We start from the raw sequence: 24,852 nt of genomic DNA on the forward strand, positions 1-24,852 counted from the left end.
AATGTCAGTGCGCGAACGTGTCGGCCATGTGTTCCGGGGTGCGGCGATCGGGGTGGCGGAGGCCGTCCCGGGGGTCAGCGGTGGGACCATCGCCCTGGTCACCGGCGTGTACGAGCGGCTCATCGCCTCGGCCGGGCACCTGATCAGCGCGGTCCGGTACGCGGTCACCGATGTGCCCCGTAAGCAGGGCTGGGCGCGCAGCCGGGAGCAGTTCCGGCAGGTGCACTGGGGAGTGATCATCCCGCTGGCGCTGGGCATGCTGCCCGGTCTGCTGCTCGCCGCCCGGCTGCTGGAGCCGATGCTGGAGGAGCACCCGGAGCAGACCCGGGGGCTGTTCTTCGGTCTGGTGCTGGCCTCGGTGCTGGTGCCGGTCTCGATGATCGGCCGGCCGTGGCGTGGCCGGGACGTCTTCGCGGTGGTCGCCGCCGGGGTCGCGGCGTTCGTGCTGACCGGTCTGCCGTCGGCCAGCATCGACCCGAACCCGGTGGTGGTGCTGCTGGCCGCCGCGGTCGCGGTCTGCGCGCTGGTGCTGCCGGGCGTGTCCGGGTCGTTCCTGCTGCTGACCGTCGGGCTCTACGAGCCGACCATCGAGGCGGTCAACGACCGGGACTTCGGCTACCTGGCGGTCTTCGCCGTCGGCATGCTCGTCGGGTTGACGCTGTTCGTGAAGCTGCTGCAGTACCTGTTGGAGCACCACCGGCGGGTCACCCTCGCGGTGATGACCGGCGTGATCGTCGGCAGCCTGCGGGCGCTGTGGCCGTGGCAGACCGAGGAGCGCGGGCTGCTCGCCCCTGACGGCAACGTGCTGTCGGTGGTGTTGCTGCTGGTGCTGGGGGTCGCCATCGTCACCGCGATGGTGGTCCTCGAGCAGCGTCGGCTGCGCCGCGCGGCGGTCGATGTCACCCAGGAGGAGTCGCCGCAGCTGCCGACCCACCACTGAGCTCCACTGGCCAACTGGCCGAGCAGGTCGGTCCGGTCCACCGGTGGGTCAGACGGTGCCGTGCTCCGCGTCCGGCAGCTGGTCGAGGTAGTCGGCCGGCAGCGGCGTCAGCTCGTCGAGCCGGCCGATGGCCAGTGCCCGGTAGGTGAGCCGGGCGGCCTCTTCCAGGTTGACCGCCCGTTTGTGGGCGAGTTCCACCGACCTGGCCAGTACGGAGCAGCCGTGCCGGGACAGGATCAGGCAGTTGGTGCCGTCCGCGGCCGCATCGGCGGCGGCGGAAGCGAGTCGCTGGCCGCCGGGCGGTGCGAACGGCACGGTGACGACACGCCGCAGATAGAAGGCGTGGTCGGTGGTGACCAGCCGGATCGGTACGCCGAGCGCGTCCAGCAGCAGCATGCTCTGCGGGTGCAGGTGCACGATGGCGCGGACGTCGGGGCGGGCACGGTAGACCGCCAGGTGCAGCGCCAGCTCGCTGGTCGGCCGGGCCTGCCGGCCGTCGGACGGCAGCGCCGAGTCGCCGGACAGCGTGGAGTCGCCGTCGGGCAGCGCGCCGTCGCTAGGCAAGGTGCAGCCGTCCGCGATCCGCACCCGGGCGAACGATGCCGGGCCGAGCCGGTCCAGCCAGGTGCCGGACGCGGTTACCCAGCATTCATCGCCGCCCGGCAGGCGGGCGGACAGGTTGCCACCGGAGCCCACGACGAGACCGGCACGCACCACGTCGGACCCGACGTGGGCGAGCTGGTCCCGCAGATCGCCAGCGACGTACGTCACGCGGCGACCTCCGTAAACCTTGGGCACCTTGCCTGGCAGCTCCGCCTCCGCGAGTCGACCAGGCAAGGTGCCGTCAGGTCAGCGTGCCTTCTTGGTGGCGCGCTTACGCGGCGGGGTCAGCAGATCCGCGATCGTGGCGATCGCGGTCGGCACCAGCCGGTAGTAAGCCCACACTCCGCGCTTCTCCCGCTCCAGCAAGCCGGCCTCGGTGAGGATACGCAGGTGGTGGCTCACCGTCGGCTGGGAGAGCCCCAGCGGAGCAGTGAGGTCGCAGACGCAGGCCTCGCCTTCCGGCGCCGACTGGATCAGGCTGAGCAGCCTGAGTCGGGCCGGGTCGGCGAGCGCCTTGAGGACTCCAGCGAGTCGCTCCGCGTCCGCGCGTTCGATCGGCTCGCCGGCAAGCGGCGAGATTTGAGGCATGGTCATTTCAGCCAACGCAGTTCCCACGAAACCCATCCTTCCACCAAACAGCATCGATCCGCCTGCATATCAGCAGATCCGAATCGGCAAACTTTTAGGCCGGAAGGCCGAGGTCAGCCAACGTATAGGCGGCCCGATAGGCCAGTCCGGCTGCCCGAACCGCGTCACCGGCCCCACGATCGACGATCACCGCCACGCCGACCACCTCAGCTCCTGCCTTCTGTAGCGCCTCGACTGCGGTCAGTACGCTTCCGCCGGTCGTCGAGGTGTCCTCCACTGCCAGCACCCGCCGGCCGGCCACGTCCGGCCCTTCGATCCGTCGCTGGAGTCCGTGCGTCTTGTCGGCCTTGCGCACCACGAAGGCGTCCAGTCGCCGTTGCTCCGCCGCAGCGGCGTGCAACATGGACAGGGCCACCGGGTCCGCTCCCAACGTCAGGCCACCAACCGCCTCGTACTCCCAGTCCGCGGTGAGATCGAGCAACACCCGTCCCACCAGCGGTGCGGCGGCGTGGTGCAACGTCACCCGCCGCAGGTCGACGTACCAGTCAGCCTCGCGACCTGACGACAACACCACCCTGCCGTGCACCACGGCCAGGTCAGTGATGAATTTGCGCAGGTCGTCGAGGTTCCCCATGTCACAAAGAGTACTGCCCGTCACTGGGTCCCCATCCGCCGGCCCGGCAACTCGCCGATATCCACCATCCACCTCGCTACCTGGTCATACACCACGAAATCCCTGGTCAACGCGGCAACCAGCGCAGCGACGTACGCGCTGATACGCTCTTCGGCTCACTCGCGACCCTTCGGACGCCCGGCCGCCAACCGGAGCAGCCCATGCGGAGCGTGACGCACCACAGTGGCGAGCGCCTTGTAGCGCCAGTCGGGGACACTCACCGCCCGCCCCCTGGCCAGGTCCCGCAGACCATCGGAGACCACGTCGTCGGCCCGCAGCCACAGCCAGGTCGGCGAGCCGGAGGTCCGGATGCCGGCGCGTTCGTGGAACTCGGTGCGGACGTAGCCCGGGCACAGCGCCATCACCCGCACTCCGAGGTGACGGACCGACAAGTCGATCGACTCACTGAAGTTCGTCACCCAGGCCTTGCTCGCCGAATAGGTCGAACCCGCTGCTAACGGACCAAAACCCGCCACAGACGAGACATTAATCACTCTGCCCTGCCGGCGTTGCACCATGCCGGGCAGGACGGCATGCGTCAGCCGCAGCACCGCCTCCACATTGAGCCGCAGCAGCCGCAGCTCGTCCGCCTCGTCGGTGCGCCGAAACGACCGGTTCAGACCGATGCCCGCGTTGTTGACCAGCAGATCGACCGGTACGTCGACGGACCGCAGCCGGTCGGTCGCCACAGTCACTCCACCGTCGGTAGCCAGGTCGGCGTCGAGCACCTCGACGGTCACGCCGTGCCGGTCGGCCAGCTCGTCCGCCAACGTGGTGAGCCGCTGCCGGTCACGGGCGACCAGCACCAGTCGGTACCCGTCGGCGGCGAGCCGGCGGGCGAAGCTGGCGCCGAGGCCGGCGGTGGCCCCAGTAACCAGTGCGGTACGCAGGGCAGGCTTGTCCCTCACGTCGTCACCTCCTACGAGGACCGGGTCTCCCCGTACCGGCGGGTCGGTCCGCCCGGGACGGACCGACCCGGTGATCGACTGATCGTCAGCTGTTCGGCGGCGGGGGGTTGCCTGGCGGATTGCCCGGCGGGTTGTCCGGCGGCCCAGCAGCCGGCGGCGGGCCGGCGGCCGGCGGCCCGCCGGGGTAGCTCGGGTAGCTGCCGCCCGGCATCGGCGGTACGCCGTACCCGCCGCCCGGCACCGGCGGCTCCCAGGCCACGGCCGGCTTACGGAAGAACTCGTTCGACGGCGGCAGCGCCAGCAGGATCAACGCGGCCAGCAGGGCCAGCAGGGCCACGACGCTGAGCAGGTTGCTCGCCGGCTCGAACCAGCCAGGCAGCGCTGCCTGCACGTCGCGTTCTACCTGTTCCAGGTCCGGCGTGTTCGGGTCGGTGCTGGTCGGGGCGGTGGGCAGTGCGCTGCCGGCCGCGCCGACCACGAGCCCGCCTCCGGAGCAGCAGAGGTAGATCCCGCCAAGCACCCAGGTGACGATCCGGGACGGGTTCTTGCCCCGGTTGTTGAGCAGAGCCAGCACCACCAGACCGGCGGCGACCAGCAGCCCGAAGATCGAGGTGGCGACCAGCGTGATCGTGACGATGGCGCCGGTGCCCTCCAGATCGGTGCCGTCGAGCGCGTCGTCGTAGGCCTGTTGCATCGTGCCCATCACGGACAGCGCCATGATCAACCCGACGACCTGCAGCGCGGCGATCAGGAACAGCAGGTAACTCGATATGGTGACGGTGCTCGGCCGCGCCTTGACCGGTGGCGCGGCCGGATTCGGATCCGACACGGCTCTCCTTCCCGAAGCTTCGGAAGATCACCGTAGCGGTACCCCGCCAGTGACACGGGGCAAACGACGCCGCGTCGACCTCGCGTTTCGTCGCCGAACCCGGCCTCGCCGTCGAGCGAAGCGATCGACGACGCTCAACCGGCACGCATCGATGCTGGTCAGCCGGCCTGCACCGCCAGCCCTTCCTTGTCGTCGGCGAGCTGCACCCGTACGGTGTCGCCGTCGCGGATCTCGCCGACCAGCAGCGCCTTGGCCAACTGGTCGCCGATCGCCGACTGGACCAGTCGACGCAGCGGCCGGGCCCCGTAGATCGGGTCGTAGCCGTGCTCGGCCAGCCAGCTGCGGGCGGCGTCGTCGACGTCCAGGGTCAGCCGGCGGTCGGCCAGCCGCCGCCGCATCCGGTCCAGCTGAATGTCCACGATCGAGCGCAGCTCGGCGCCGCTGAGCATGGCGAAGACCACGATGTCGTCCAGCCGGTTGAGGAACTCCGGCTTGAAGTGCGCCCGGACCACGGCGAGCACCGCGTCGCGCCGCTGCTCCTCGGTCAACGTCAGGTCGTTGATCAGCGTCGAGCCGAGGTTGGAGGTGAGGATCAGGATCGCGTTGCGGAAGTCCACCGTACGGCCCTGCCCGTCGGTGAGCCGGCCGTCGTCGAGCACCTGCAGCAGCACGTCGAAGACGTCCGGGTGGGCCTTCTCCACCTCGTCGAGCAGGATCACCGAGTACGGCCGACGGCGCACCGCCTCGGTCAGCTGCCCGCCCTCCTCGTAGCCGACGTAACCGGGCGGGGCACCGACCAGCCGGGCCACCGAGTGCTTCTCGGCGTACTCGCTCATGTCGATGCGGACCATGGCCCGCTCGTCGTCGAAGAGGAACTCGGCCAGGGCCTTGCCCAGCTCGGTCTTGCCGACGCCGGTCGGGCCGAGGAAGAGGAAGCTGCCGGTCGGCCGGTCCGGGTCGGCGACCCCGGCGCGGGCCCGGCGGACCGCGTCGGAGACTGCGGTGACGGCGGCGGCCTGGCCGACCACCCGGGCGCCCAGCGAGGACTCCATCCGCAGCAGCTTGGCGGTCTCGCCCTCCATCAGCCGGCCGGCCGGGATGCCGGTCCAGGCGGCGACGACGGCGGCGATGTCGTCCGCGCCGATCTCCTCCTTGAGCATCGCGCCGTCGGCCTGCAACGCGGCCAGCTCGGTCTCGGCGCGGGCCAGCTCGCCCTGCAGCGCCGGGATTCGGCCGTACCGCAGCTCGGCGGCACGCTCCAGCTCGCCGTCACGTTCGGCCCGCTCGGCCTCGCCGCCGAGGCGTTCCAGCTCCTCGCGGGCGGTGGAGATCCGGGTGATGTGCCCCTTCTCCAGCTGCCAGCGGTCGCTGAGCGCAGTCAGCTGCTCACGCTTGTCGGCCAGCTCCCGGCGCAGCCGCTCCAGCCGCTGCGCCGAGCCGGGGTCGGGCTCCTTGGCCAGCGCCATCTCCTCGATCTCCAGCCGGCGTACGGCCCGCTCGATCTCGTCGACCTCGACCGGCCGGGAGTCGATCTCCATCCGCAGCCGGGAGGCGGACTCGTCGACCAGGTCGATCGCCTTGTCCGGCAGGAACCGGTCGGTGATGTAGCGGTCGGACAGGCCGGCGGCGGCAACCAGCGCGGCGTCGGTGATCCGTACGCCGTGGTGCACCTCGTAGCGTTCCTTGAGCCCGCGCAGGATGCCGATGGTGTCCTCCACGGTCGGCTCGCCGACCAGCACCGGCTGGAACCTGCGCTCCAACGCCGGGTCCTTCTCGATGTGTTCGCGGTACTCGTCGAGGGTGGTCGCGCCGACCATCCGCAGTTCACCACGGGCCAGCATCGGCTTGAGCATGTTGCCGGCGTCCATCGAGCCCTCGCCCTTGCCCGCGCCGACCACCGTGTGCAGCTCGTCGAGGAAGGTGATCACCTGGCCGTCGGAGCCTTTGATCTCCTCCAGGACGGACTTGAGCCGCTCCTCGAACTGCCCCCGGTACTGCGCGCCGGCGACCATCGCGCCGAGGTCGAGCGACACGAGCCGCTTGTCGCGCAGCGACTCGGGTACGTCACCGGCGACGATCCGCTGGGCGAGCCCTTCGACGATCGCGGTCTTGCCGACGCCGGGTTCGCCGATCAGCACCGGGTTGTTCTTGGTACGCCGGGACAGCACCTGGATCACCCGGCGGATCTCGGCGTCCCGGCCGATCACCGGGTCGATCTTGCCGTCCCGGGCGCTGGCGGTCAGGTCGACGCCGTACTTCTCCAGGGCCTGGTAGGTCTGCTCGGGGTCGGCGGTGGTGACCCGGCGGTCGCCGCCGCGCACCGACGGGAACGCGGCGACCAGGTTCTCCTCGGTGGCTCCGGCGCTCTTGAGGAGCTGGGCGACCGCGCCGCCGACCCGGGCCAGGCCGGCCAGCAGGTGCTCGGTGGAGGTGTACTCGTCGCCGAGTGGGCGGGCGATCTGCTCGGCCGCGCCGATCGCGTTGGCGAACTCGCGGGACAGGCTCGGCTCGGCGACGCTGGAGCCGCGCGCGGCGGGCAGGTTCTCCACGGTCCGTACGGCGGACCGGCGGATCTCCACCGGGTTGGCGCCGACGGCCCGCAGCAGGCCGGCGGCGGTCGAGCCGCCGGTGTCCAGCAGGGAGAGCAGCAGATGCCACGGTTCGACCGTGGCGTGGCCCCGCTGGTTGGCGATGGCGACCGCGGCGGTGATGACTTCGCGACTCTTGGTGGTCAGACGTTCGGCGTTCATGTGCTCCCCTGTACGGCAGGTTGGTCCACGGGTAAGGACACCACCAGACTTGAGTCTATTCCACTCAACTCCGTTCGACGAGTCGACCGCCGAAGCCCCCACCCACGCCGGGCTACCGCCCGTACGGTTCCCAGGAGATCTCCACCCACCCGGCACCCGACGGCTGCCGCACCTTGAGCAGCACCGCGCCGCCCGGCCGGACCGCCTGCACCGTCCCGTCCCGCAGCCGGGTCAGGTAGGCGCCCTGCACCGGCCAGTCGATCGCCTCGAAGCGGCCGTCGGAGCCGACCGCCCAGACACCGGTACGGGTGGTGAGCAGCAGCCGGCCACCGTCCGGCAGCGCCGACACCACCACCTCCGGCGGCGGGTCGTGGACCGGCACCGGCTCCAGCCGACCCCAATCGGCCCGCATGACGAGCGGAAACTCACCCGGCAGGGGCACCGGCTCGCCGATCAGCCAGTAACCGCCCGACCGCGTTGTCTTTACGACGAACCGACGGATCCGCTCCGGATCCGCGACGGTGACCGCGTCGGTCCGCCACAGCCAGCGCACCCCGGGCCCACCGCCGCCGTCATCGTCGGTCGCCACCGGCGCGCCGAACGCCACGTGCAGCCGGCCGTCGTGCAGCCCGGCGACGGTCAGCTTGTCGCCGATGTACCCGACGGTCTGCACCACCGGGATCGGCGGCTGCTGCGCCAACGGGACCATGCCCTGCTCGGTCACCTCGACGACCCGCGCCACGGCGTCGGTCTGGCAGCACACCTGGTACGGCCCGTCCCAACTGGCGAACTCCGGCGGCATCGACCCGTCCGACCTGGCCGACCGGGTGAAGGTCACACCTCCGTCGAGCGACCGGTACCAGGCAGCGTCGGCGGACAACACCAGGCTGCCGTGGCCGACCAGCATCGAATGCTCCGCCGCCGCCGGATCCGGATGCTCCCGGTGCTGCCAGGACCGGCCGCCGTCGGCGGTCGCGTAGAGCAGCGACGGGCAACCCGCCGCAACCCCGACGGACGCCCGGGCGTTGCATCCGTGAAAGAAGGCGTACCCGTGGTCGGCGTCGTCGAACGCGATGAACGGGGCGTCGTAGCCGGCCGGCACCCGCATTGGGCGTACCTCGACGGCGGGCCCGCCGACAGGCACCGTCGCGTCGGTCGACGGGGCCGCGCGGTCTGGAGGTGGCCGGCGGATGTCGCCGATCGAACACCCGGTGAGGATCAGCACGGCCGACAGACTGACGGCCGCGACCGACCCGCCTACCCGACGTCGCATCCACCCTCTCCTTCCGTCCGCGCTCCACAGCCGCCCGGTCCGGCGACCACGCCTGGGCCGATTCGGCACCGCGTCCGCACCAGTCTGCCGGGACGCGGCGCGACCGGTCGGCCCGTGGCGGCGTAGCGTGGATGGGGTGCGCGCACGTGTGGAACAGGTCGACCTTCCCGGCATCGGGGTACGCCACGACCTGATGACCGAGTCAGGCCGACGCATCGGCGTGGTGAGTCACCGGTCAGGGCGTCGGGACCTCGTCCTCTACGACCGGGACGATCCGGACGCCTGTGACGCCGACATCCCGCTGACCGACGACGAGGCGGAGGCGCTCGCCGACATACTCGGCGCGTCGCTGATGCTCAGCCAACTCGCCGGGCTGCGCGACCAGGCCGCCGGGCTGCTCACCGAGCAGGTGCCGATCTCGGCCGGCTCGCCGTTCGTCGGCCGTACCCTCGGCGACACCAAGACGCGGACCCGCACCGGGGCGTCGATCGTGGCGGTGCTGCGCAACCGGGAGGTGCTGGCCTCCCCCGGGCCGGATTTCCGGTTCGCCGCCGGCGACGTGGTGGTGGTTGTCGGCACCCGGTCCGGGCTGGACGGCGTCGGCGGCATCCTCGCCAACGACGACCCGGCCGGCTGACCCCGCCATGCACGACAGCGCACTGCTGCTGATCGAACTCGGCGCGCTGCTGCTGCTCCTCGGTCTGCTCAGCCGCCTGTCCCGGCGCTACGGGCTGTCCCCGATCCCGCTCTACCTGCTCGCCGGGCTGCTGTTCGGTCACGGCGGCCTGCTCCCGCTGCACGACATCCAGGACTTCTTCGCCGTCGGGGCGGAGATCGGCGTGGTGCTGCTGCTGGTGATGCTCGGGCTGGAGTACTCGGCGAGCGAACTGGTTGGCAACCTGCGCCGGGCGGCCCCGGCCGGCCTGATCGACGCACTGCTCAACGCGGTGCCGGGGGTCGCGTTCGCCCTGCTGCTCGGCTGGGGGCCGACCGCCGCCGTGGTGCTCGGCGGGATCACCTGGATCTCGTCGTCCGGCGTGATCGCCAAGATGCTCGGCGACCTGGGCCGGCTGGGTAACCGGGAGACGCCGGTCATCCTGTCGATCCTGGTCGTCGAGGACCTGGCGATGGCGTTCTACCTGCCGGTGCTCAGCGCCGTGCTGATCGGCGCCGGGCTCGCCGCCGGCAGCGTCGCGGTCGCGGTAGCGGTCACCACGGTCACCGTCGTGCTGCTGGTCGCGGTCCGGTTCGGCCACCGGATCTCCGCTCTGCTGTCGGTACGCGACCCGGAGGCGCTGCTGCTCGGCGTACTCGGGTTGACCCTGCTGGTCGCCGGGATCGCCGCCGAACTGCAGGTCTCCGCGGCGGTCGGCGCGTTCCTGGTCGGCATCGCGCTGTCCGGGCCGGTGGCGCACAGCGCCACCGAACTGCTCACCCCGCTGCGGGACGTGTTCGCCGCGGTCTTCTTCGTCTTCTTCGGGCTGGTGACCGACCCCCGGGACATCCCGCCGGTGCTGCTGCCGGCCCTCGGGTTGGCGGTGGTGACGATGGGCACCAAGGTGCTGACCGGCTACCTGGCCGCCAAGCGGGCCGGCATCGCCGCTCCCGGTCGGTGGCGGGCCGGGCTGGCGCTGATGCCGCGTGGGGAGTTCTCCATCGTGATCGCCGGCCTGGCGGTCGCCAGCTCCGGTATCGAGCCCGCGCTCGCGCCGTTGGCCACCGCGTACGTGCTGATCACCGTGGTAACCGGACCGGTGCTGGCCCGGATTCCGGATTCCCGCTGGTTCAAGCATCGGCTGCGGGGGCGGCCCGCACCCCTAACGGCCAGCGGAGATCACGTGCCGGAAGCGGACCAACACGTACCGGCTTCGTGAATGGCACAACCAGGGACTTCCCCGATCACCCTCCGACACGCTACCGTGGCGCAGCAGTAGCTAGTGGTAGGCCCAGGGCCGGCTGTGTCCTGTCGGCCGCGAACGGGAGGGTCCCCGTTGAGCGTGCAAGAGTCGGCGTTCCGCGGCTTCGCCAACCCGGTGGACCCGGCGCCCGCCGAGCTACGCGCCTGGGCGTACCAGCCGGACTCGGTCCCGCTGCAGTCGATGCCCCAGGACTGGGATCTGCTCGTCTCCGGCGACCGGCTGATCACCACGCTGTTCGACCTGGCGATGGATCCGACCTGTCCGGCCCGCCGGTTCGCGCTGCACTGCCTCTACATCTACGCGGCGGACGGCATCCGGACCAACTTTCGCGCCCACCCGAAACGGCGGCTGCGCAAGCTGGTCGAGCAGGCCGAGCAGGACGGCGACGAGCTGATGTCGGTCTGGGCGCACAACACCCGGGTGCTGCTGGCCAAGCCGCAGCTGTTCGACTACCACGACTGGTGCGAGGGCGGCCTGGTCCGCAAGTCCCGCCGGCTCAGCTAGCGTCCGCGAGCCCCGCGACCGCCACCTGCATCGCCCGCTGCAGGCCGGCCAGCAGTTGGTCCTGGTCGACCAGGATCGCCCGCTCCGGCTCGGGCAGCTCGGCGAGGAGTTGCATCATCACCGCGACCAACGCGCCGACGAACGATCCGACCATCGCCGCGGCGGTGACCTCGTCGAGCTCGTCCGGGAAGGATTCGTGCAGCCCTCGGGCCAGCTCGGTCTGCCCGCTGAGCAGCAGCCGTAGCGCGTAGCCCTGCAGCGCCGGGCTGGCCAGGATCATCCGGACCCGGACCGGGGCCAGCCGGGCGAACAGCTGGTTCGAGAAGGTGCTGGTGGCGAAGATCCGTTGGGCGGTACGCAACAGTACGTCGGCCGGGCTTTCGCCGGGGTGCCGGACGCGGATCTCGGTCTGGGCCAGGCGCAGGCGTTCGGCGTTGTCCGCGAAGAGGACCTCTTCCTTGGTCCGGAAGTAGCTGAAGAAGGTCCGGGTGGAGACCTCGGCCGCGGCGGCGATCTCGGCGACGGTCGTCTCGTCGTAGCCCTTGCGGTCGAACAGGTCGGCCGCCGCTTCGATCAGTGCCGCCCGGGTGCGTTCCTTCTTGCGCTCCCGCAGGCCCGGTTCGGTCGGCATGGGAACACCTTACGCCGGAAGCCAACTTAACTTCACTTGTTGCAATTTTGCACTGACTGCAGCCATGCTGGTGGCATGGAACGCACGCTGGAACGACTCGGCCGGGCCTGCGCCGCCCGGCCCTGGCACGCCATCGCCGCCTGGTTGCTGGTCGCCGTCGCCCTCGTCGGCCTCGGCCAGCTCACCGGCGGCAGCTTCGTCAACGACTTCCGGGTGCCCGGCGCCGAGTCGCAACGCGCCGCCGACCTGATCCAGCGGCACCTTCCGGCGTACGGCGCGGACAGCGCCGAGATCGTCTGGCACGCCGCCGACGGCGACCTGCACGAGGCCGACCGCGCCGCCGCGATCACCGCCGCCATCGGCGCGATCCGTCAGCAGCCGTCCGTCGTCGACGCCGGCAACCCGTTGCCCGACGCCGTCGACCCCACCTCCGGTGGGCTGCTCAGCCCGGACGGTCGCACCGCCACCAGCACCGTCCGCTACGACCGGCACGCCGGCGAGCTCGGCCCGACGGCGTACCAGCGACTCGACGCGGCGGTCGAACCAGCCCGCGCCGCCGGCATCGACGTCGACTTCCGCGGCCTGGTCGTCGACGTGGCGTTCGAGCCGACCACCGGCAGCGCCGAACTCGTCGGCCTGACCGCCGCCGCCGTGGTGCTGCTGGTCTCCTTCGGCTCGGTGGTCGCGGCCGGACTGCCGATCCTGGTCGCCCTGGTCGGCCTCGCGGCCGGCACCGCGCTGGTGCTGATCGCCGCGGCGGCGGTGGACATCCCCAGCTCGGCACCGATCGTCGCGGTGATGCTCGGTCTGGGTGCCGGCATCGACTACGCGCTCTTCGTCGTCACCCGGTTCCGGGCGGCACTGGCCGACGGGACCACCGACCCGGTCACCGCCGCCGGCCGGGCCGCCGGCACCGCCGGGCACGCGGTGCTGTTCGCCGGCGGTACGGTCGTGGTGGCGATCCTCGGGCTGCTGTTCACCGGCATCCCGTTCGTCGGGGCGATGGGGCTGGCCGGCGCGCTGACCGTGACCGCGACGATGGCGGCGGCGCTGACCCTGCTACCGGCGGTCCTCGGGCTGCTCGGCGGCCGGGTCGACGCGGGTCGGCTCGGCCGACGCCCCCGCGACCCGGTCGCCGGATCCCGCTGGCCACGCTGGGGTCGGCACGTCGAGCGGCACCGGCTGGCGTACGCCGTCGGGGCGACGCTGCTGCTGTTCGTCGTCACCGCTCCGGTGCTCACGCTGCGGCTGGGCACCCCGGACGACGGCAACCAGCCGGCGCACTGGCCGCAGCGGCAGGCGTACGACCGGGTGGCCGCCGCTTTCGGACCGGGCTGGAACGGGCCGTTGGTGCTCGCCGTACCGGTCCCGGCGGCGCTGTCGGCGACGGAGGCGGCCGACGCGGCCGACGGTCTCGCCCGCCGACTCGCCGCGGACCCGGCGGTCGAACTGGTCACCCCGGCCCAGCTCAGCGCCGACGGTCGGGTCGCGCTGCTCACCGTGGTGCCCCGGTACGCGCCCCAGGACGAGCGGGTGGCCGACCTGGTACACCGGGTCAGGTCCGACGTCGGCCCGGCGGCGCTCGACGGGTACGGCACCGAGGTGCTGATCGCCGGCACCACCGCGTTCATGATCGACATCGCGGACGCGGTCGCCGACCGGCTGCCCTGGGTGGTGCTCGCGGTGATTCTCGCGGCCGGGCTGCTGCTGGTGGCGATGTTCCGGGCGCCGCTGATCGCGGTCAAGGCCGCCGTGCTGGCACTGCTGTCCATCGGCACCGCGTACGGCGTACTGGTGGTGGTCTTCCAGTGGGGGTGGGGTCTGGGGCTGATCGGTGTCGACCGCCCGGTGCCGATCATGTCCGTGGTGCCGATGCTGCTCTTCGCGGTGCTGTTCGGACTGTCGATGGACTACGAGGTGTTTCTGCTCTCCGCCGTCCGCGAGGAGTACCGCCGCAGCGGCGACGCGGGTGCGGCGGTGGTGGCCGGGCTGGCCGGCACCGGTCGGGTGATCACCGCCGCGTCGATGATCATGGCGGTGGTCTTCCTCAGCTTCGTGTGGATCGACGACACCCTGGTCAAGATGGTCGGCATCGGGCTGGCCACCGCCGTGGTCATCGACGCGACGGTGATCCGGGTGGTGCTCGCCCCGGCGGTGCTCAGCCTGCTCGGTCACCGCGCCTGGTGGCCGGGCCGCAGGGCCGGCTAGCCGGTCTGCCCGGAGCCGGGGCGGGCCGGCCGGTCTGCGCGCTGGGGCCGCCACACCACCAGCGCGGTCGAGGTGCGGCTGGTCGGCACCAGATCACGGCGCGGGTACGGACCGACCGACTCCAGCTCGGCGATCCGCTGGTACGCCTCGGCCAGCTCGGCGCGCAACCCGTCGACCTGCTGCTGCAGGTCGCCGACGAGTTGCTCCAGCCCGATGATCCGCTTGATGCCGGCCAGGTTGACGCCGTCGTCCTGGCTCAGCCGCTGGACCTCGCGCAGCAACACGACGTCCCGGACGCTGTACCGGCGACCGCCACCGGCCGCCCGGCCGGCCTGTACCAGGCCCAGCCGGTCGTACTGGCGCAGCGTCTGCGGATGCATGCCGGCCATCCGCGCCGCCACCGAGATGATCAGGACCTTGGCGTCGGAGGCGGCCTCGAACGTGATCAGCAGCTCCTCGTCCACCCCTCACTCACCTCCCGTCTGTCCCCCGCCGCGACCCGGCGGCCTGCTCCTCGTTGCGACGCAGCCGGGCGGCGAGCCGTTCCCGGTCGGCAGCGGGGGTGTGCTCCGCGAAGGTCCGCAGGGCGGCCTGTGCCGACTCGTCCACGGTAGCCGGAACGACGACCTCGACGGTCACCAGAAGATCACCGGTGGTGCCGTCCCGGCGGGGCACACCCTTGCCGCGCGCCCGCAAGGTACGCCCACTCGGCGTACCTGGTTGCACCCGCAAGGTCACCGCCCCGTCCATGGTCGGGACCCGCAGGTCGGTGCCGAGCACCGCCTCGGCGTAGGTGATCGGCACGATCAACGTGAGATCGTCGCCGGTCCGCCCGAACAGTTCGTCGTTGCGGACCTTGACCAGCACGAACAGGTCACCGGCCGGGCCGCCCCGGTCGCCCGGCTCGCCCCGCCCGGCCAGCCGGATCCGCTGGCCGTCGGCCACACCGGGTGGGAAGCGGACGTTCAAGGTCCGGGTCTTGGTCACCCCACCGGAGCCGTGACATTCCGGGCACTTCTCGTCGACGATCGTGCCCACCCCCTGGCAGTCACGGCACGGCTCGGAGAAGCTGAACGACCCCTGGTTGCGGGTGGTCAGCCCGGACCCGGCGCAGGTCGGGCAGGTCCTCGGCACCGAGCCCGGCTTGGCACCGTTGCCGTGGCAGGTGTCGCACACCCCGGGCGCCCGCAGGCTCAGCGGCAACGTCGTGCCGCGTACGGCGGCACCGAAGTCCAGCACCACCTCGGCCTCGACGTCGCGGCCACGGGCCGGTCCACGGGTGCGCATCCCGCCCCCGCCGCCGCCGGAGAAGATCGAGCTGAAGATGTCGGAGAATCCGGCCCCACCGAACCGCCGATCCCCGGCACCACCGGCGCCGGGGAACCCGCCGAACAGGTCGGCCGGGTCGAAGCCCGGCCCGCCGCCGCGCGCTCCCCGGCGGAACGCACCCGAGCCGAACAGCGAGCGCATCTCGTCGTACTCCTTGCGTCGCCGCTCGTCGGCGAGCACGTTGTACGCCTCCGACACCGCCTTGAACCGCTCCTCGAAGGCCGAGTTGCCGGGGTTGTGGTCGGGATGCAACTCGCGGGCCAGCTTGCGGTACGCCTTCTTGATCTCGTCGGCGGAGGCTGTCTTGGGCACCCCCAGCACGGCGTAGAAGTCCTTTTCCAGCCAGTCCTTGGAACTCACCCTGTCCTCCTCCTGTCCGTCACCGGACCCCGACCCTGACCGCCCTGGTGCCAAGTGGACAACCGGCCGACCACTGCGGGCCCGGCCCACGCGCGGCGGCCGGTACCGCGGTGCCGGCGGCGGGACGCGCTCCGCGTCCCGCCGCCGGCCGTGCTGTTCGCCGGTGGACCACCGGCGGCGGTCATTCCGGGTCTGCGACAGCGACCAGTGCCGCCCGCAGCAGCCGGTCCCCGAGCAGGTAGCCCCGCCGCATCACGTCGACGCAGGTGGGTTCGGTCACCTCGGCGGAGGTCAGGTGGGCAACCGCCTCGTGCTGGGTGGGATCGAACGGGTCGCCCTTCTCACCGAACGCGGTGAGCCCGAACTTGCCCAGCGCCGCTCCGAGTTGCTCGGCCACGGCGCCGAACGGGCCGACCAGGTCGCCGTGCTCCCGCGCCCGGTCCAGGTCGTCCAGGATCGGCAGCAGCGCGGCGAGAACCGCACCGGTGGCCTGATCTGCGGCGACCCCTTTGTCCCGCTCGACCCGCTTGCGATAGTTGGCGTACTCGGCGGTCACCCGCTGCAGGTCGCGGGTGCGTTCGTCGAGATCGGAGCGGAGCGCCTCCAGCTCGGCGCCGAGCGGACCGGAACCGGCCGCGCCCCCGGCCGCCGCCTCGGCGTCCGACTCCGGCACCTGCTCCACCACCTCGCCGGTCACCGGCTCACCGACCACCGGCTCGTCGACGACGGCGGTGTCCGACGAGTCGGGCTGAACGGCCCGGTCGGTGCCGGACCCGCTGCCGGTCGCGGACCCGCTGTCCGTCGCGGACCCGGTGCCGGTCGCGGCCCCGGTCGCGGCCCCGCCTACCGTCGCGGACCGGGTCGACTCGTCATTTTCGGTGTCGCTGGCGGCCGACCCGTCAGCGGACCTGTCGTCAGCTTTCCCGCTCACTGGCTCCTCCTCCGTGCCCGACCGGGCGTGCCGCCCGGTCGGACGATGGTCGGTGGGGGGTGCCGCACCCGTCGGCTCGGCTGCGGCGTGCCGCGCGGTCCGGGGCCGTGTCCCGGTCGGATCGATCCGGCGTTTGTCCCGGATCACCAGGCGGTCGGTGGTCTCACCGTCCGCCTGCCCGACCGGTGCCGAGCGGCGCCTCGGCGGGCCGGTGCCGGCCGGATCAGCGGCCCGTGACTTCTCCGTCATGTGGCTACCTCACTCCGTGCGGCAGTTCGAGGGAAGATCATCGCTGGTCCTCGGCCTCGACGAAGACTCACTTCTTGTCGTCCTCGATGATCTCCGCGTCGACCACGTCGTCCGGCCCGCCGGCGGCGCCACCCGACGCGGACGCCCCAGCGGTGCCCGGTCCGGCGGCACCCGGCCCGCTGGCACCCGGCCCGGCCTCGCCCGGCCCGCCGGCACCGCCCGGCTGACCCGGCTGCTCGGCCTGCTGGGCGTAGAGCTGCGAGCCGGCCTGCTGGGAAACCTGGGCCAGCTTCTCGTGCGCGGACTTGATCGCCTCGATGTCGCTACCGGCCAACGCGCCACGCAGTTCACCCAGCGCGTCGTTCATCTGGTCGCGGGAGTCCGACGGCAGCTTGTCGCCGCTCTCGGCGAGGAACTTCTCGGTCTGCCACTGCAGCTGCTCGGCCAGGTTGCGGGTCTCCGCCTCCTCGCGACGCCGCTTGTCCTCGTCGGCGTGGTCCTGCGCGTCGCGCATCATCCGCTCGATGTCGTCCTTCGGCAGCGCCGAGCCGCCGGTGATCGTCATCGACTGCTCCTTGCCGGTGCCCAGGTCCTTGGCGTTGACGTGGACGATGCCGTTCGCGTCGATGTCGAAGGCGACCTCGACCTGCGGCACGCCGCGCGGCGCCGGCGGGAGCCCGGTCAGCTCGAAGGTACCGAGCTTCTTGTTGTACGCGGCGATGTCCCGCTCACCCTGAAAGACCTGGATGAGCACTGACGGCTGGTTGTCGTCGGCCGTGGTGAACACTTCGGAGCGCTTGGTCGGGATGGTGGTGTTGCGCTCGATCAGCTTGGTGAAGATGCCGCCCTTGGTCTCGATGCCCAGGCTCAGCGGGGTCACGTCGAGCAGCAGGACGTCCTTGACCTCGCCCTTGAGCACACCGGCCTGCAGCGCGGCACCGACCGCGACCACCTCGTCCGGGTTGACGCCCTTGTTCGGCTCCCGGCCGGTCAGCTGCTTGACCAGGTCGGAGACGGCCGGCATCCGGGTGGACCCGCCGACCAGGATGACGTGGTCGACGTCGGCCAGCTTGACGCTGGCGTCCTTGATCGCCTGCTCGAACGGGCCCTTGCAGCGGTCCAGCAGGTCCTGGGTCATCCGCTGGAACTCGGCGCGGGTCAGCGTGACATCCAGGTGCAGCGGCGCCGACGGGGCACCGTCCGACCCGGCCGGGCCGGCGGTGATGTACGGCAGGTTGATGCTGGTCGTGGTGGCGGCGGACAGCTCGATCTTGGCCTTCTCCGCGGCTTCCCGCAGCCGCTGCATCGCCATCTTGTCCTGGGCGAGGTCCACGCCGTGCTGGCCGCGGAACGTCTTCACCAGGTGGTCGATGATCCGCTGGTCCCAGTCGTCACCACCGAGCAGGTTGTCACCGCTGGTCGACTTGACCTCGATCACGCCCTCGCCGAGCTCCAGCAGGGAGACGTCGAAGGTGCCGCCACCGAGGTCGAAGACCAGGACGGTCTGCTCCTTGGAGCCCTTGTCCAGGCCGTACGCCAGGGCCGCCGCGGTCGGCTCGTTGACGATCCGCAGCACGTTGAACCCGGCGATCTCGCCGGCTTCCTTGGTGGCCTGACGCTGCGCGTCGTTGAAGTACGCCGGGACGGTGATCACCGCGTCGGTGATCCGCTCACCGAGGTAGGCCTCGGCGTCCCGCTTGAGCTTCATCAGGGTACGGGCGGAGATCTCCTGCGGCGTGTACTTCTTGCCGTCGATGTCGACGGTCCAGTTGGTGCCGATCTCCCGCTTGACCGACCGGATCGTCCGGTCCGGGTTGGTCACCGCCTGCCGCTTGGCGACCTCGCCGACGAGCACCTCACCGTTGCGGGCGAACGCGACGATGGAAGGAGTGGTCCGGGAGCCCTCCGCGTTGGCGATGACGGTAGGCTCACCACCCTCCAGCACACTGACGCAGGAGTTCGTCGTGCCCAGGTCGATACCGACCGCACGTGCCATGGTCGCTTCCTCGCTTCGTTCGTAGAGCAGGTGCCGGGGCACCGCCCCGCCGTACACCCACCACAAGTTGAGTGGACTTGACTCAATACTGCCACGATCGCAGCCACCGTCAAGTCAGGTTGAGTCGGAGTCGCGCAACTCATGCTCCCACCAGCACCGATACCCCCTCGGACCCCGTCGCACACAGTGTCATCGGCAGCCACGCCGGGCCGGTTCAGGTTGTCTGGCATGCATTGATCAGGCACGCTTTACCCGTGACCACGCAGGGCGGACCGGCCGCGCCCAACCCCGGCGCACCCGCACTTCCCGCTGCGCTCAATCGACTACGCTCCGCAATCGCGGCGATGGCGTACCCCCTCGTGCTGCCCTCAGCCGAGGAGGGCCGCGAAGTCGGTGACGGCCTGATCGCTCAGCTGGACGACTATCTACTGCCCCGGCTCGCCCGACTCGACGCACCGCTGCTGGTGGTGGTCGGCGGCTCCACCGGCGCGGGCAAGTCGACCCTGGTCAACAGCATGGTCCGGGCCCGGGTCAGCGCCACCGGCGTACTGCGGCCCACCACCCGGTCCCCGGTGCTGGTCAGCCACCCGGCGGACGCCAGTTGGTTCCGGCAGGGCGAGCTGCTGCCCGGCCTGACCCGCACCGCCGGCCCCACCGACGCCCCGGACGCGCTGCAGCTCGTCGCCGCGCCGGCGCTACCCCCCGGGCTGGCCTTCCTCGACGCGCCGGACATCGACTCGGTGGTCGACGCCAACCGGGCGCTCGCCGTCCAACTGCTCGCCGCCGCCGACCTGTGGCTGTTCGTCACCACCGCCGCCCGGTACGCCGACGCGGTCCCCTGGCAACTGCTGCAGACCGCGCAGCTACGCGGGACCATGGTCGCGCTCACCCTGGACCGGGTGCCGACCGAGGCGGTCAACGAGATCACCGCGCATCTGCGGGAGATGCTCACCGACCACGACCTCGGCGACGTACCGATCTTCGTGGTGCCGGAGACGGTAGTCGGCGGCCAAGGGCTGCTGCCGGAGATCGCCGCCGCACCGCTGCGCGAATGGTTCGGCCAGCTCGCCGGGGACGCCGCCGCCCGCGCCGCGGTCATCCGGCAGTCCCTCGACGGGGCGCTGAGCGCGCTGGCACCGACCGTCGAAGGGCTGGCCTCCGCCGCCGACGACCAGCTCGACGCGGCCCGTACCCTGACCGACCGGGTCCGCGCCGCATACCGCAGCGCGAGCCGCAACGCCGAGCAGGCGGTGCAGGACGGCCGGCTGCTCCGCGGTGAAGTCCTCGGCCGCTGGCAGGACTTCGTCGGCACCGGCGAACTGTTCCGTTCACTGGAGGCCAGGGTGGGGCGGCTCCGCGACCGGGTGCGCAGCGCCGTCACCGGCCGGCCGGCACCCGCCAACCAGCTGCGGACCGCGATCGAGTCACAACTGGTGACCCTGATCAAGGGCGCGGCGACCGAGGCCGCCGACGCCGCGCACCTGGCCTGGCGGACCCACCCGGCCGGTGCCGCGCTACTCACCCCGGAGCTCGCCCAACCCTCCGCCGACCTGCCGGAGCGCGCCGAGCGACTGGTCCGCGACTGGCAACGCGACGTGCTCGAACTGGTCCGGGCCGAGGCCGGCGACAAACGGTTCGTCGCCCGCACCGCCGCGTACGCGGTGAACGCCACCGGGCTCGCCGTCATGATCGCTGTCTTCGCCTCGACCGCCTTCATCCCGACCGGGCTGGAGGTCGCCGCCGCCGGCGGCACCACCGTCGCCGCGCAGAAGGTCCTTGAGGCGATCTTCGGCGACCAGGCGATCCGCAACCTCGCCAACCGGTCCCGGGAGGGTCTGCTGCGCCGGATCCGGGCGCTGCTCGACGAGGAGGCCGGCCGCTACCTGCGGCTGATCGAAGCGGCCGGTGTCCCACCGGAGGCCGTCGACGCCACGGCCACCGCACCCGGCGACCGGCTGCGCGCTGCGGCCGTCGAGGTCGAGCAGGCCCGGGCTGCCGCCGGGTTGAGCGGCGGTACGCCGTACCGCTTGCCGGACACGCTGCCCGGCGCGACCGGACCGCTGCCGGGAGCGGTCGCGTGACCGGCTTCGTCGACCGGGTCCGGCACCTGGCCCGAAGGGACTCCCGGGTGGACGCCGACCTGCTGGTCGACCGGCTCGACGCGCTCGGGCGGTTCCTGCGCGCCGCCGACGGCCGGATTCCCGACGACCGGCTCGGAGCCGCCCACACCCTGGTCGAGCGGGCCGGGGCCCGGCTGGCGCTGTCCCGGGAGCACACCGTCGTGGCGCTGGCCGGCGCCACCGGCAGCGGCAAGTCCAGCATCTTCAACGCGCTGGCCGGGCGGGACCTCTCTCCGGTCGGCGTACGCCGGCCCACCACCGGGTACGCGCACGCGTGCGGGTGGGGGGCGGTCGACGGGGCGAGCGGGCTGCTGGACTGGGTCGGGGTCCTGCCCCGGCACCGGTTCGTCCGGGAAAGCGCCCTGGACGGCACCGACGAAGCCGGGCTGCACGGTCTGGTCCTGCTCGACCTGCCCGACTTCGACTCGGTCGAGTACGGACACCGGCTGGAGGTCGACCGGCTACTCGGCCTGGTCGACCTGGTGATCTGGGTGGTCGACCCGCAGAAGTACGCCGACCGGGTGATCCACCGCGGCTACCTGCGGGAGTTCCACCGCAACCGGGACGTCACCGTCGTGGTGCTCAACCACGCCGACCGACTGGACCGGACCGAGCTGCCCCGGCTGCTCGCCGACCTGCGCCGGCTGCTCGACTCCGACGGGCTCGACGGAGTCCCGCTGCTGGCCACCTCGGCACTGGTGCCGGCCGCGATGACCGAGCTGCGCCGGCTGTTGGAAGGCACGGTCACCGAGCGGCAGGCGGCGCTGCGTCGACTCTCCAGTGACCTGGACTCGGTCACCGACGGCCTGGCGGAGCTGGTCGGCCCGGCCGGCGAACGCGCCGAGGAGGAGATCAACCGTGGCACGGTGCGCCGGCTCAGCCTGGCGCTGGCGGCGGCGGCCGGGGTGCCGAGCGTGGTCGACGCCGTCGAGTCGGCGTACCGGCACCGGGCCGGGGCCGCGACCGGCTGGCCGCTCACCCGGGCCTGGCGCAGGCTGCGGCCGGATCCGCTGCTGCGGCTGCACCTGCTCGGCTCCCGCCGGGCCGGCGGGAGCGGCCCGGCCAATCAACCGACGTCGGTGACCGCAGCCGATCGCCCGGTGCCGCCGTCGCTGGCCGGGGCTGGTGGACCGGTGCCGGTCACCTCGTTGCCGGCACCGAGTGCCGCGCAGCGCGCCGCGGTCGATCTGGCCGTACGCGGCCTCGCCGAGCAGGCCGGCAGTCGGCTGCCGACCCCCTGGTCGGCGGCGGTCACCGCCGCCGCCCGGTCGCAGCGGGCCGAGCTGCCGGACGCTCTCGACCGGGCGGTCGGCGGCGCCGATCTGGGCCTGGACCGGCCGCCGATGTGGTGGCGGCTGGTCGGCACGGCGCAGTGGGCGGTCACCGCCACCGCCGCCGCCGGGCTCGGCTGGCTGCTGGTCGGCTTCGTCATCCGTACGCTGGGTCTGCCGGCCCTCGACTATCCGACGGTCGGTGTCCTGCCGGTGCCGACCGCGATGCTGCTCGGCGGCCTGCTCGGCGGGATTCTGCTCAGTCTGCTGATCCGGCCGGTGACCGGGTGGGCGGCACGGCGGGTCCGCAGACGGGCCGAGGACCGGCTGTACGACGTGGTGGCCGAGACGGCCCGCCGGCTGGTCGTCGCCCCGGTCCGGGCGGTCCTGCAGGCGCACGCTGACGCACGCGACGCGCTGGACCGCGCCCGGTCGTCCCACCGCTGACGACCCCGTCCAATCTCCCGATGGGAGCACGGCCCACCGGCTGGCTGGACGGGGCCAGAGTCCGCCCGCCCGGCGTACCCGACATGTGACGCACAGGTGATGCCACCCGCCCCGGCACGGCGTAGGGTCGATTCATGGCCACGCCTGAAACCCCCTACGAAGCGGTGCTCGCCGCCGCCCGTGACGTGACCAAGTTGGAGTGTGCACTCGACGCGGAGATGCTCGGCGCCGCCCTGCTCGGCAGCGTGTACGCGGTGGCGGAGACGGACCGCGCCGACGCGGTCCGAGAGTTCGTCGGCGGCTTCCTCGCCGCCACCACCCGCCGGCGCGCCGCCGCCGCGACCACCATCCGTACCGTCTTCGCCCGGCTGGTGCCGGAGGCGACGGGCGCCGCCGCGGTGAAGGTCGGCAAGACGGCGCCGCCCTGGTCGGACCGGTTGGGCCGGGTCCGGCTGACCGGCAGCTACGCGTACGGCGACGTGTACGGCGACCAGACCTCGTACCTGGCCACCTTCGCCTACGACGACGAGCTCGGCGGCCCCGAGCACGCGATGGTGGCGCTGGTCGACCACAACATCGGCATCACCAAGGACGTCTTCGTCGGTGGTCCGGCCGAGCGGGTCCTCGGTCAGGTCCGGCAGATGTGTGCCAACGACGAGCTGACCTGGTTCCGCGAGGAGGATCCCCGGGTCCTGCGCGGTGAGGTGAGCCGGCACCTGGCGATCACCGACGGGCTGGGCGAGTTGCCCGGCGAGGGGTCGCTCGCCACCGACCGGGCGTTGGTCGGCGCGCGGCTCGCCGTACTGCCCGCGCCGCTGCGGACCGTGGCACCGGCGCCGGACGACCCGCTGCCCGCCGACCGGCGGACCGTCCTGGTGCGGGAGTTCCTCGCGTCTGCCGAGGCCAAGCGGTTCGGGCTGGACGCGGCCGGCGACGCCGACCTGGCCTCGCTGCACTTCTGCCTGAGCCTGGTGCTCGACCACTCGGCAAGCCTGCTCGACCCCGACCCGATGCGCTGGAGCCCGGCGGTGGCCGGCATGTTCCTGCTCGACTGGGTGCACCGCCGGGCGGTGCTGGACATCGACGACGCGGCCATGCTGCCCGGCGTGGTCCGCGGCTGGTCCGCGTACGCCGGCCGGCAGCGCGGTCTACCGGCGGTGGCGTTCAGCCAGACGGACGCCGCGATCGCCGAGATGGTGCCGGAGTTCGTCCGCCTCTACACCACCGGGGAGCGCCGCAGCCCGGCCACGGCAGCGGTCGCCCAGCTTCTTGCCGAGGGTGTCGACCTCAACGATCCGCAGGCGCTGGATGCCTGGATCGAGGCCAACCGGCAACGACTCGCCGACGAGCAGGGCGGGTCCTGACGGGTCACCCCGGTTATCCGGCGTCCGATGGGTGCGGGCTGCAGGACGGATCCGGCGTCGGATCCGGATCGACGTCGGGGTCCGGCGACGGCGTCGGATCGGGGTCCGGCGACGGATCGATGTCGGGATCGATGTCCGGATCCACATCGGGGTCCGGGGACGGGTCGATGTCGGGATCGATGTCCGGGTCGATGTCCGGATCCACGTCCGGATTCGGCGTCGGTGTCGGCGTCGGATCGGGCTCCGGGTCGACGTCGGGGTCGACGTCGGTGACGGGCGGCGGGTCGTCAGGGTCCGGCGAATCGTCCGGAGTGTCGGACGGTGGCTGTTCGGACCCCGGGTCGCTGGGGGTCGTCGGTGCCGGACCATCGGAGTCCGCCGGTGCGCCCGGGGCCGACCGGTCACGATCCGACGACCCGCTCCCGCTGTCGCGCGTCGTGCTGGTGGAAAATCCGTCCCGGCCGCCGGCACGACGGTCCGTCGACGTGTCCTGGTCCGTACCGTCCCCGCCGGTCGGCTCGACCGGCCCGGACGGGGTCGGGTGCGGCAGCGGATGCACGATGATCGGTCCGCCGCCCGGCTGACCGATCAGCGGCAGCACCGTGGCGGGGCCGCCTCCGGCCACCGTCGCCGAGCCCGCGCCGAGCGTCGCCAGCAGCGGCAACGAGGCGGTCAGCACCAGCAACGCCACGATCAACGGGAACCGCCGGGCAGGTCCGTCCACCCCGGTGGGCCGGGCCACGCGATCCTGCGGCAGCAGCACGGCTCGTCTCCTCATCGGTATGGCCTCCGGTCGATCCACGGTCCCACAGATCACCGGCTCTGGATACATCGTGAAGCAGTGACAGAAGGTTTTCCAGTTCAATACATCGTGTTATCAGAACCGGACGGATGAGTCACACTCGGCCGAACGCAGCGCGAGGCTACAAGTTCCGCGCAACGCGGACATCGCACCTGCA

At 72.1% G+C, this 24,852-nt stretch carries 21 protein-coding genes; 8 read left to right on the forward strand and 13 right to left on the reverse strand.

The window, feature by feature from the left end; all coding sequences use genetic code 11:
• Position 1 precedes the first annotated feature (1 nt).
• Complete coding sequence (locus tag EDC02_RS35615; RefSeq protein ID WP_123607412.1) at positions 2–940, forward strand: DUF368 domain-containing protein; 939 nt, start codon at positions 2–4, stop codon at positions 938–940.
• Between the two features lie 48 nt (positions 941–988).
• Here the strand turns inward: EDC02_RS35615 and EDC02_RS35620 are convergent, their stop codons facing one another.
• The 7 genes from EDC02_RS35620 to EDC02_RS35650 form a co-directional block, all read right to left on the reverse strand.
• On the reverse strand, positions 989–1,711 hold the full coding sequence (locus tag EDC02_RS35620; RefSeq protein ID WP_123606509.1) for a class II aldolase/adducin family protein: 723 nt from the start codon (positions 1,709–1,711) through the stop codon (positions 989–991).
• A gap of 78 nt (positions 1,712–1,789) precedes the next feature.
• Entirely contained in the window at positions 1,790–2,167 is a 378-nt protein-coding gene (locus EDC02_RS35625) for a helix-turn-helix transcriptional regulator (protein ID WP_123606510.1), read from the reverse strand.
• A 58-nt stretch (positions 2,168–2,225) separates the two neighbouring features.
• Positions 2,226–2,765 (reverse strand): orotate phosphoribosyltransferase, encoded by a 540-nt coding sequence (gene pyrE, locus EDC02_RS35630; protein ID WP_123606511.1) that lies wholly within the window; start codon positions 2,763–2,765, stop codon positions 2,226–2,228.
• 155 nt (positions 2,766–2,920) lie between these two features.
• Positions 2,921–3,712, reverse strand: coding sequence for an SDR family oxidoreductase (locus EDC02_RS35635; RefSeq protein ID WP_233606610.1), 792 nt, complete (start codon positions 3,710–3,712; stop codon positions 2,921–2,923).
• A gap of 85 nt (positions 3,713–3,797) precedes the next feature.
• Positions 3,798–4,541, reverse strand: a complete 744-nt coding sequence (locus EDC02_RS35640; RefSeq protein ID WP_233606611.1) for a hypothetical protein — start codon at positions 4,539–4,541, stop codon at positions 3,798–3,800.
• A gap of 158 nt (positions 4,542–4,699) precedes the next feature.
• Entirely contained in the window at positions 4,700–7,291 is a 2,592-nt protein-coding gene (gene clpB / locus EDC02_RS35645) for an ATP-dependent chaperone ClpB (protein ID WP_123606512.1), read from the reverse strand.
• A gap of 112 nt (positions 7,292–7,403) precedes the next feature.
• On the reverse strand, positions 7,404–8,564 hold the full coding sequence (locus tag EDC02_RS35650) for a hypothetical protein (protein WP_123606513.1): 1,161 nt from the start codon (positions 8,562–8,564) through the stop codon (positions 7,404–7,406).
• Between the two features lie 136 nt (positions 8,565–8,700).
• On the opposite strand from EDC02_RS35650, the gene EDC02_RS35655 reads away from it, so the two are divergent.
• The 3 genes from EDC02_RS35655 (at position 8,701) to EDC02_RS35665 (ending at position 10,987) form a co-directional block, all read left to right on the forward strand.
• Positions 8,701–9,201, forward strand: a complete 501-nt coding sequence (locus tag EDC02_RS35655; RefSeq protein ID WP_123606514.1) for a cation:proton antiporter regulatory subunit — start codon at positions 8,701–8,703, stop codon at positions 9,199–9,201.
• A gap of 7 nt (positions 9,202–9,208) precedes the next feature.
• A complete protein-coding gene (locus EDC02_RS35660) occupies positions 9,209–10,438 on the forward strand; it encodes a cation:proton antiporter (RefSeq protein WP_123606515.1) in 1,230 nt (409 codons plus the stop codon).
• Between the two features lie 117 nt (positions 10,439–10,555).
• Complete coding sequence (locus EDC02_RS35665; RefSeq protein WP_123606516.1) at positions 10,556–10,987, forward strand: hypothetical protein; 432 nt, start codon at positions 10,556–10,558, stop codon at positions 10,985–10,987.
• On the opposite strand, the gene EDC02_RS35670 is transcribed toward EDC02_RS35665, so the two are convergent.
• Positions 10,980–11,618, reverse strand: coding sequence for a TetR/AcrR family transcriptional regulator (locus EDC02_RS35670; protein ID WP_123606517.1), 639 nt, complete (start codon positions 11,616–11,618; stop codon positions 10,980–10,982). The genes EDC02_RS35665 and EDC02_RS35670 overlap by 8 nt on opposite strands.
• A 75-nt stretch (positions 11,619–11,693) precedes the next feature.
• Between EDC02_RS35670 and EDC02_RS35675 the strand changes: the two genes are divergently transcribed.
• On the forward strand, positions 11,694–13,826 hold the full coding sequence (locus EDC02_RS35675; protein ID WP_123606518.1) for an MMPL family transporter: 2,133 nt from the start codon (positions 11,694–11,696) through the stop codon (positions 13,824–13,826).
• On the opposite strand, the gene EDC02_RS35680 is transcribed toward EDC02_RS35675, so the two are convergent.
• The 4 genes from EDC02_RS35680 to dnaK form a co-directional block, all read right to left on the reverse strand.
• Positions 13,823–14,290 carry a heat shock protein transcriptional repressor HspR gene (locus EDC02_RS35680; protein WP_123606519.1) on the reverse strand — a complete coding sequence of 156 codons (468 nt, stop codon included), beginning with the start codon at positions 14,288–14,290 and terminating at the stop codon, positions 13,823–13,825. The two genes, EDC02_RS35675 and EDC02_RS35680, sit on opposite strands and share 4 nt — an antisense overlap.
• 7 nt (positions 14,291–14,297) lie before the next feature.
• Positions 14,298–15,515, reverse strand: a complete 1,218-nt coding sequence (dnaJ, locus tag EDC02_RS35685; RefSeq protein WP_123606520.1) for a molecular chaperone DnaJ — start codon at positions 15,513–15,515, stop codon at positions 14,298–14,300.
• A gap of 181 nt (positions 15,516–15,696) precedes the next feature.
• Complete coding sequence (locus EDC02_RS35690) at positions 15,697–16,695, reverse strand: nucleotide exchange factor GrpE (protein WP_233606612.1); 999 nt, start codon at positions 16,693–16,695, stop codon at positions 15,697–15,699.
• Positions 16,696–16,762: 67 nt separating this feature from the next.
• Positions 16,763–18,691 (reverse strand): molecular chaperone DnaK, encoded by a 1,929-nt coding sequence (gene dnaK, locus EDC02_RS35695; protein WP_123607416.1) that lies wholly within the window; start codon positions 18,689–18,691, stop codon positions 16,763–16,765.
• Positions 18,692–18,924: 233 nt separating this feature from the next.
• Between dnaK and EDC02_RS35700 the strand changes: the two genes are divergently transcribed.
• From EDC02_RS35700 to EDC02_RS35710, 3 genes are all read left to right on the forward strand, one after another.
• Positions 18,925–20,772 (forward strand): ABC transporter, encoded by a 1,848-nt coding sequence (locus EDC02_RS35700; protein WP_370461599.1) that lies wholly within the window; start codon positions 18,925–18,927, stop codon positions 20,770–20,772.
• Positions 20,769–22,529, forward strand: a complete 1,761-nt coding sequence (locus tag EDC02_RS35705; protein WP_123606522.1) for a GTPase — start codon at positions 20,769–20,771, stop codon at positions 22,527–22,529. Before EDC02_RS35700 ends, EDC02_RS35705 begins: the two co-directional genes overlap by 4 nt.
• Positions 22,530–22,663: 134 nt before the next feature.
• Complete coding sequence (locus tag EDC02_RS35710; RefSeq protein ID WP_123606523.1) at positions 22,664–23,893, forward strand: hypothetical protein; 1,230 nt, start codon at positions 22,664–22,666, stop codon at positions 23,891–23,893.
• A gap of 13 nt (positions 23,894–23,906) precedes the next feature.
• Here the strand turns inward: EDC02_RS35710 and EDC02_RS35715 are convergent, their stop codons facing one another.
• Positions 23,907–24,671: a hypothetical protein gene (locus EDC02_RS35715; RefSeq protein ID WP_148083769.1), complete on the reverse strand. Its 765-nt coding sequence runs from the start codon at positions 24,669–24,671 to the stop codon at positions 23,907–23,909.
• Between the last annotated feature and the right edge of the window lie 181 nt (positions 24,672–24,852).

Origin of the sequence: Micromonospora sp. Llam0 (genome assembly GCF_003751085.1) — a bacterium.
GTDB lineage: Bacteria > Actinomycetota > Actinomycetes > Mycobacteriales > Micromonosporaceae > Micromonospora_E.

Coding starts and splice junctions, on each gene's coding strand:
- EDC02_RS35615 (WP_123607412.1), top strand. CDS start 2: ATGTCAGTGCGCGAACGTGTCGGCCATGTGTTCCGGGGTGCGGCGATC.
- EDC02_RS35625 (WP_123606510.1), bottom strand. CDS start 2,167: ATGGGTTTCGTGGGAACTGCGTTGGCTGAAATGACCATGCCTCAAATC.
- pyrE (WP_123606511.1), bottom strand. CDS start 2,765: ATGGGGAACCTCGACGACCTGCGCAAATTCATCACTGACCTGGCCGTG.
- clpB (WP_123606512.1), bottom strand. CDS start 7,291: ATGAACGCCGAACGTCTGACCACCAAGAGTCGCGAAGTCATCACCGCC.
- EDC02_RS35650 (WP_123606513.1), bottom strand. CDS start 8,564: ATGCGACGTCGGGTAGGCGGGTCGGTCGCGGCCGTCAGTCTGTCGGCC.
- EDC02_RS35660 (WP_123606515.1), top strand. CDS start 9,209: ATGCACGACAGCGCACTGCTGCTGATCGAACTCGGCGCGCTGCTGCTG.
- EDC02_RS35670 (WP_123606517.1), bottom strand. CDS start 11,618: ATGCCGACCGAACCGGGCCTGCGGGAGCGCAAGAAGGAACGCACCCGG.
- EDC02_RS35675 (WP_123606518.1), top strand. CDS start 11,694: ATGGAACGCACGCTGGAACGACTCGGCCGGGCCTGCGCCGCCCGGCCC.
- EDC02_RS35690 (WP_233606612.1), bottom strand. CDS start 16,695: ATGACGGAGAAGTCACGGGCCGCTGATCCGGCCGGCACCGGCCCGCCG.
- dnaK (WP_123607416.1), bottom strand. CDS start 18,691: ATGGCACGTGCGGTCGGTATCGACCTGGGCACGACGAACTCCTGCGTC.
- EDC02_RS35710 (WP_123606523.1), top strand. CDS start 22,664: ATGGCCACGCCTGAAACCCCCTACGAAGCGGTGCTCGCCGCCGCCCGT.
- EDC02_RS35715 (WP_148083769.1), bottom strand. CDS start 24,671: ATGAGGAGACGAGCCGTGCTGCTGCCGCAGGATCGCGTGGCCCGGCCC.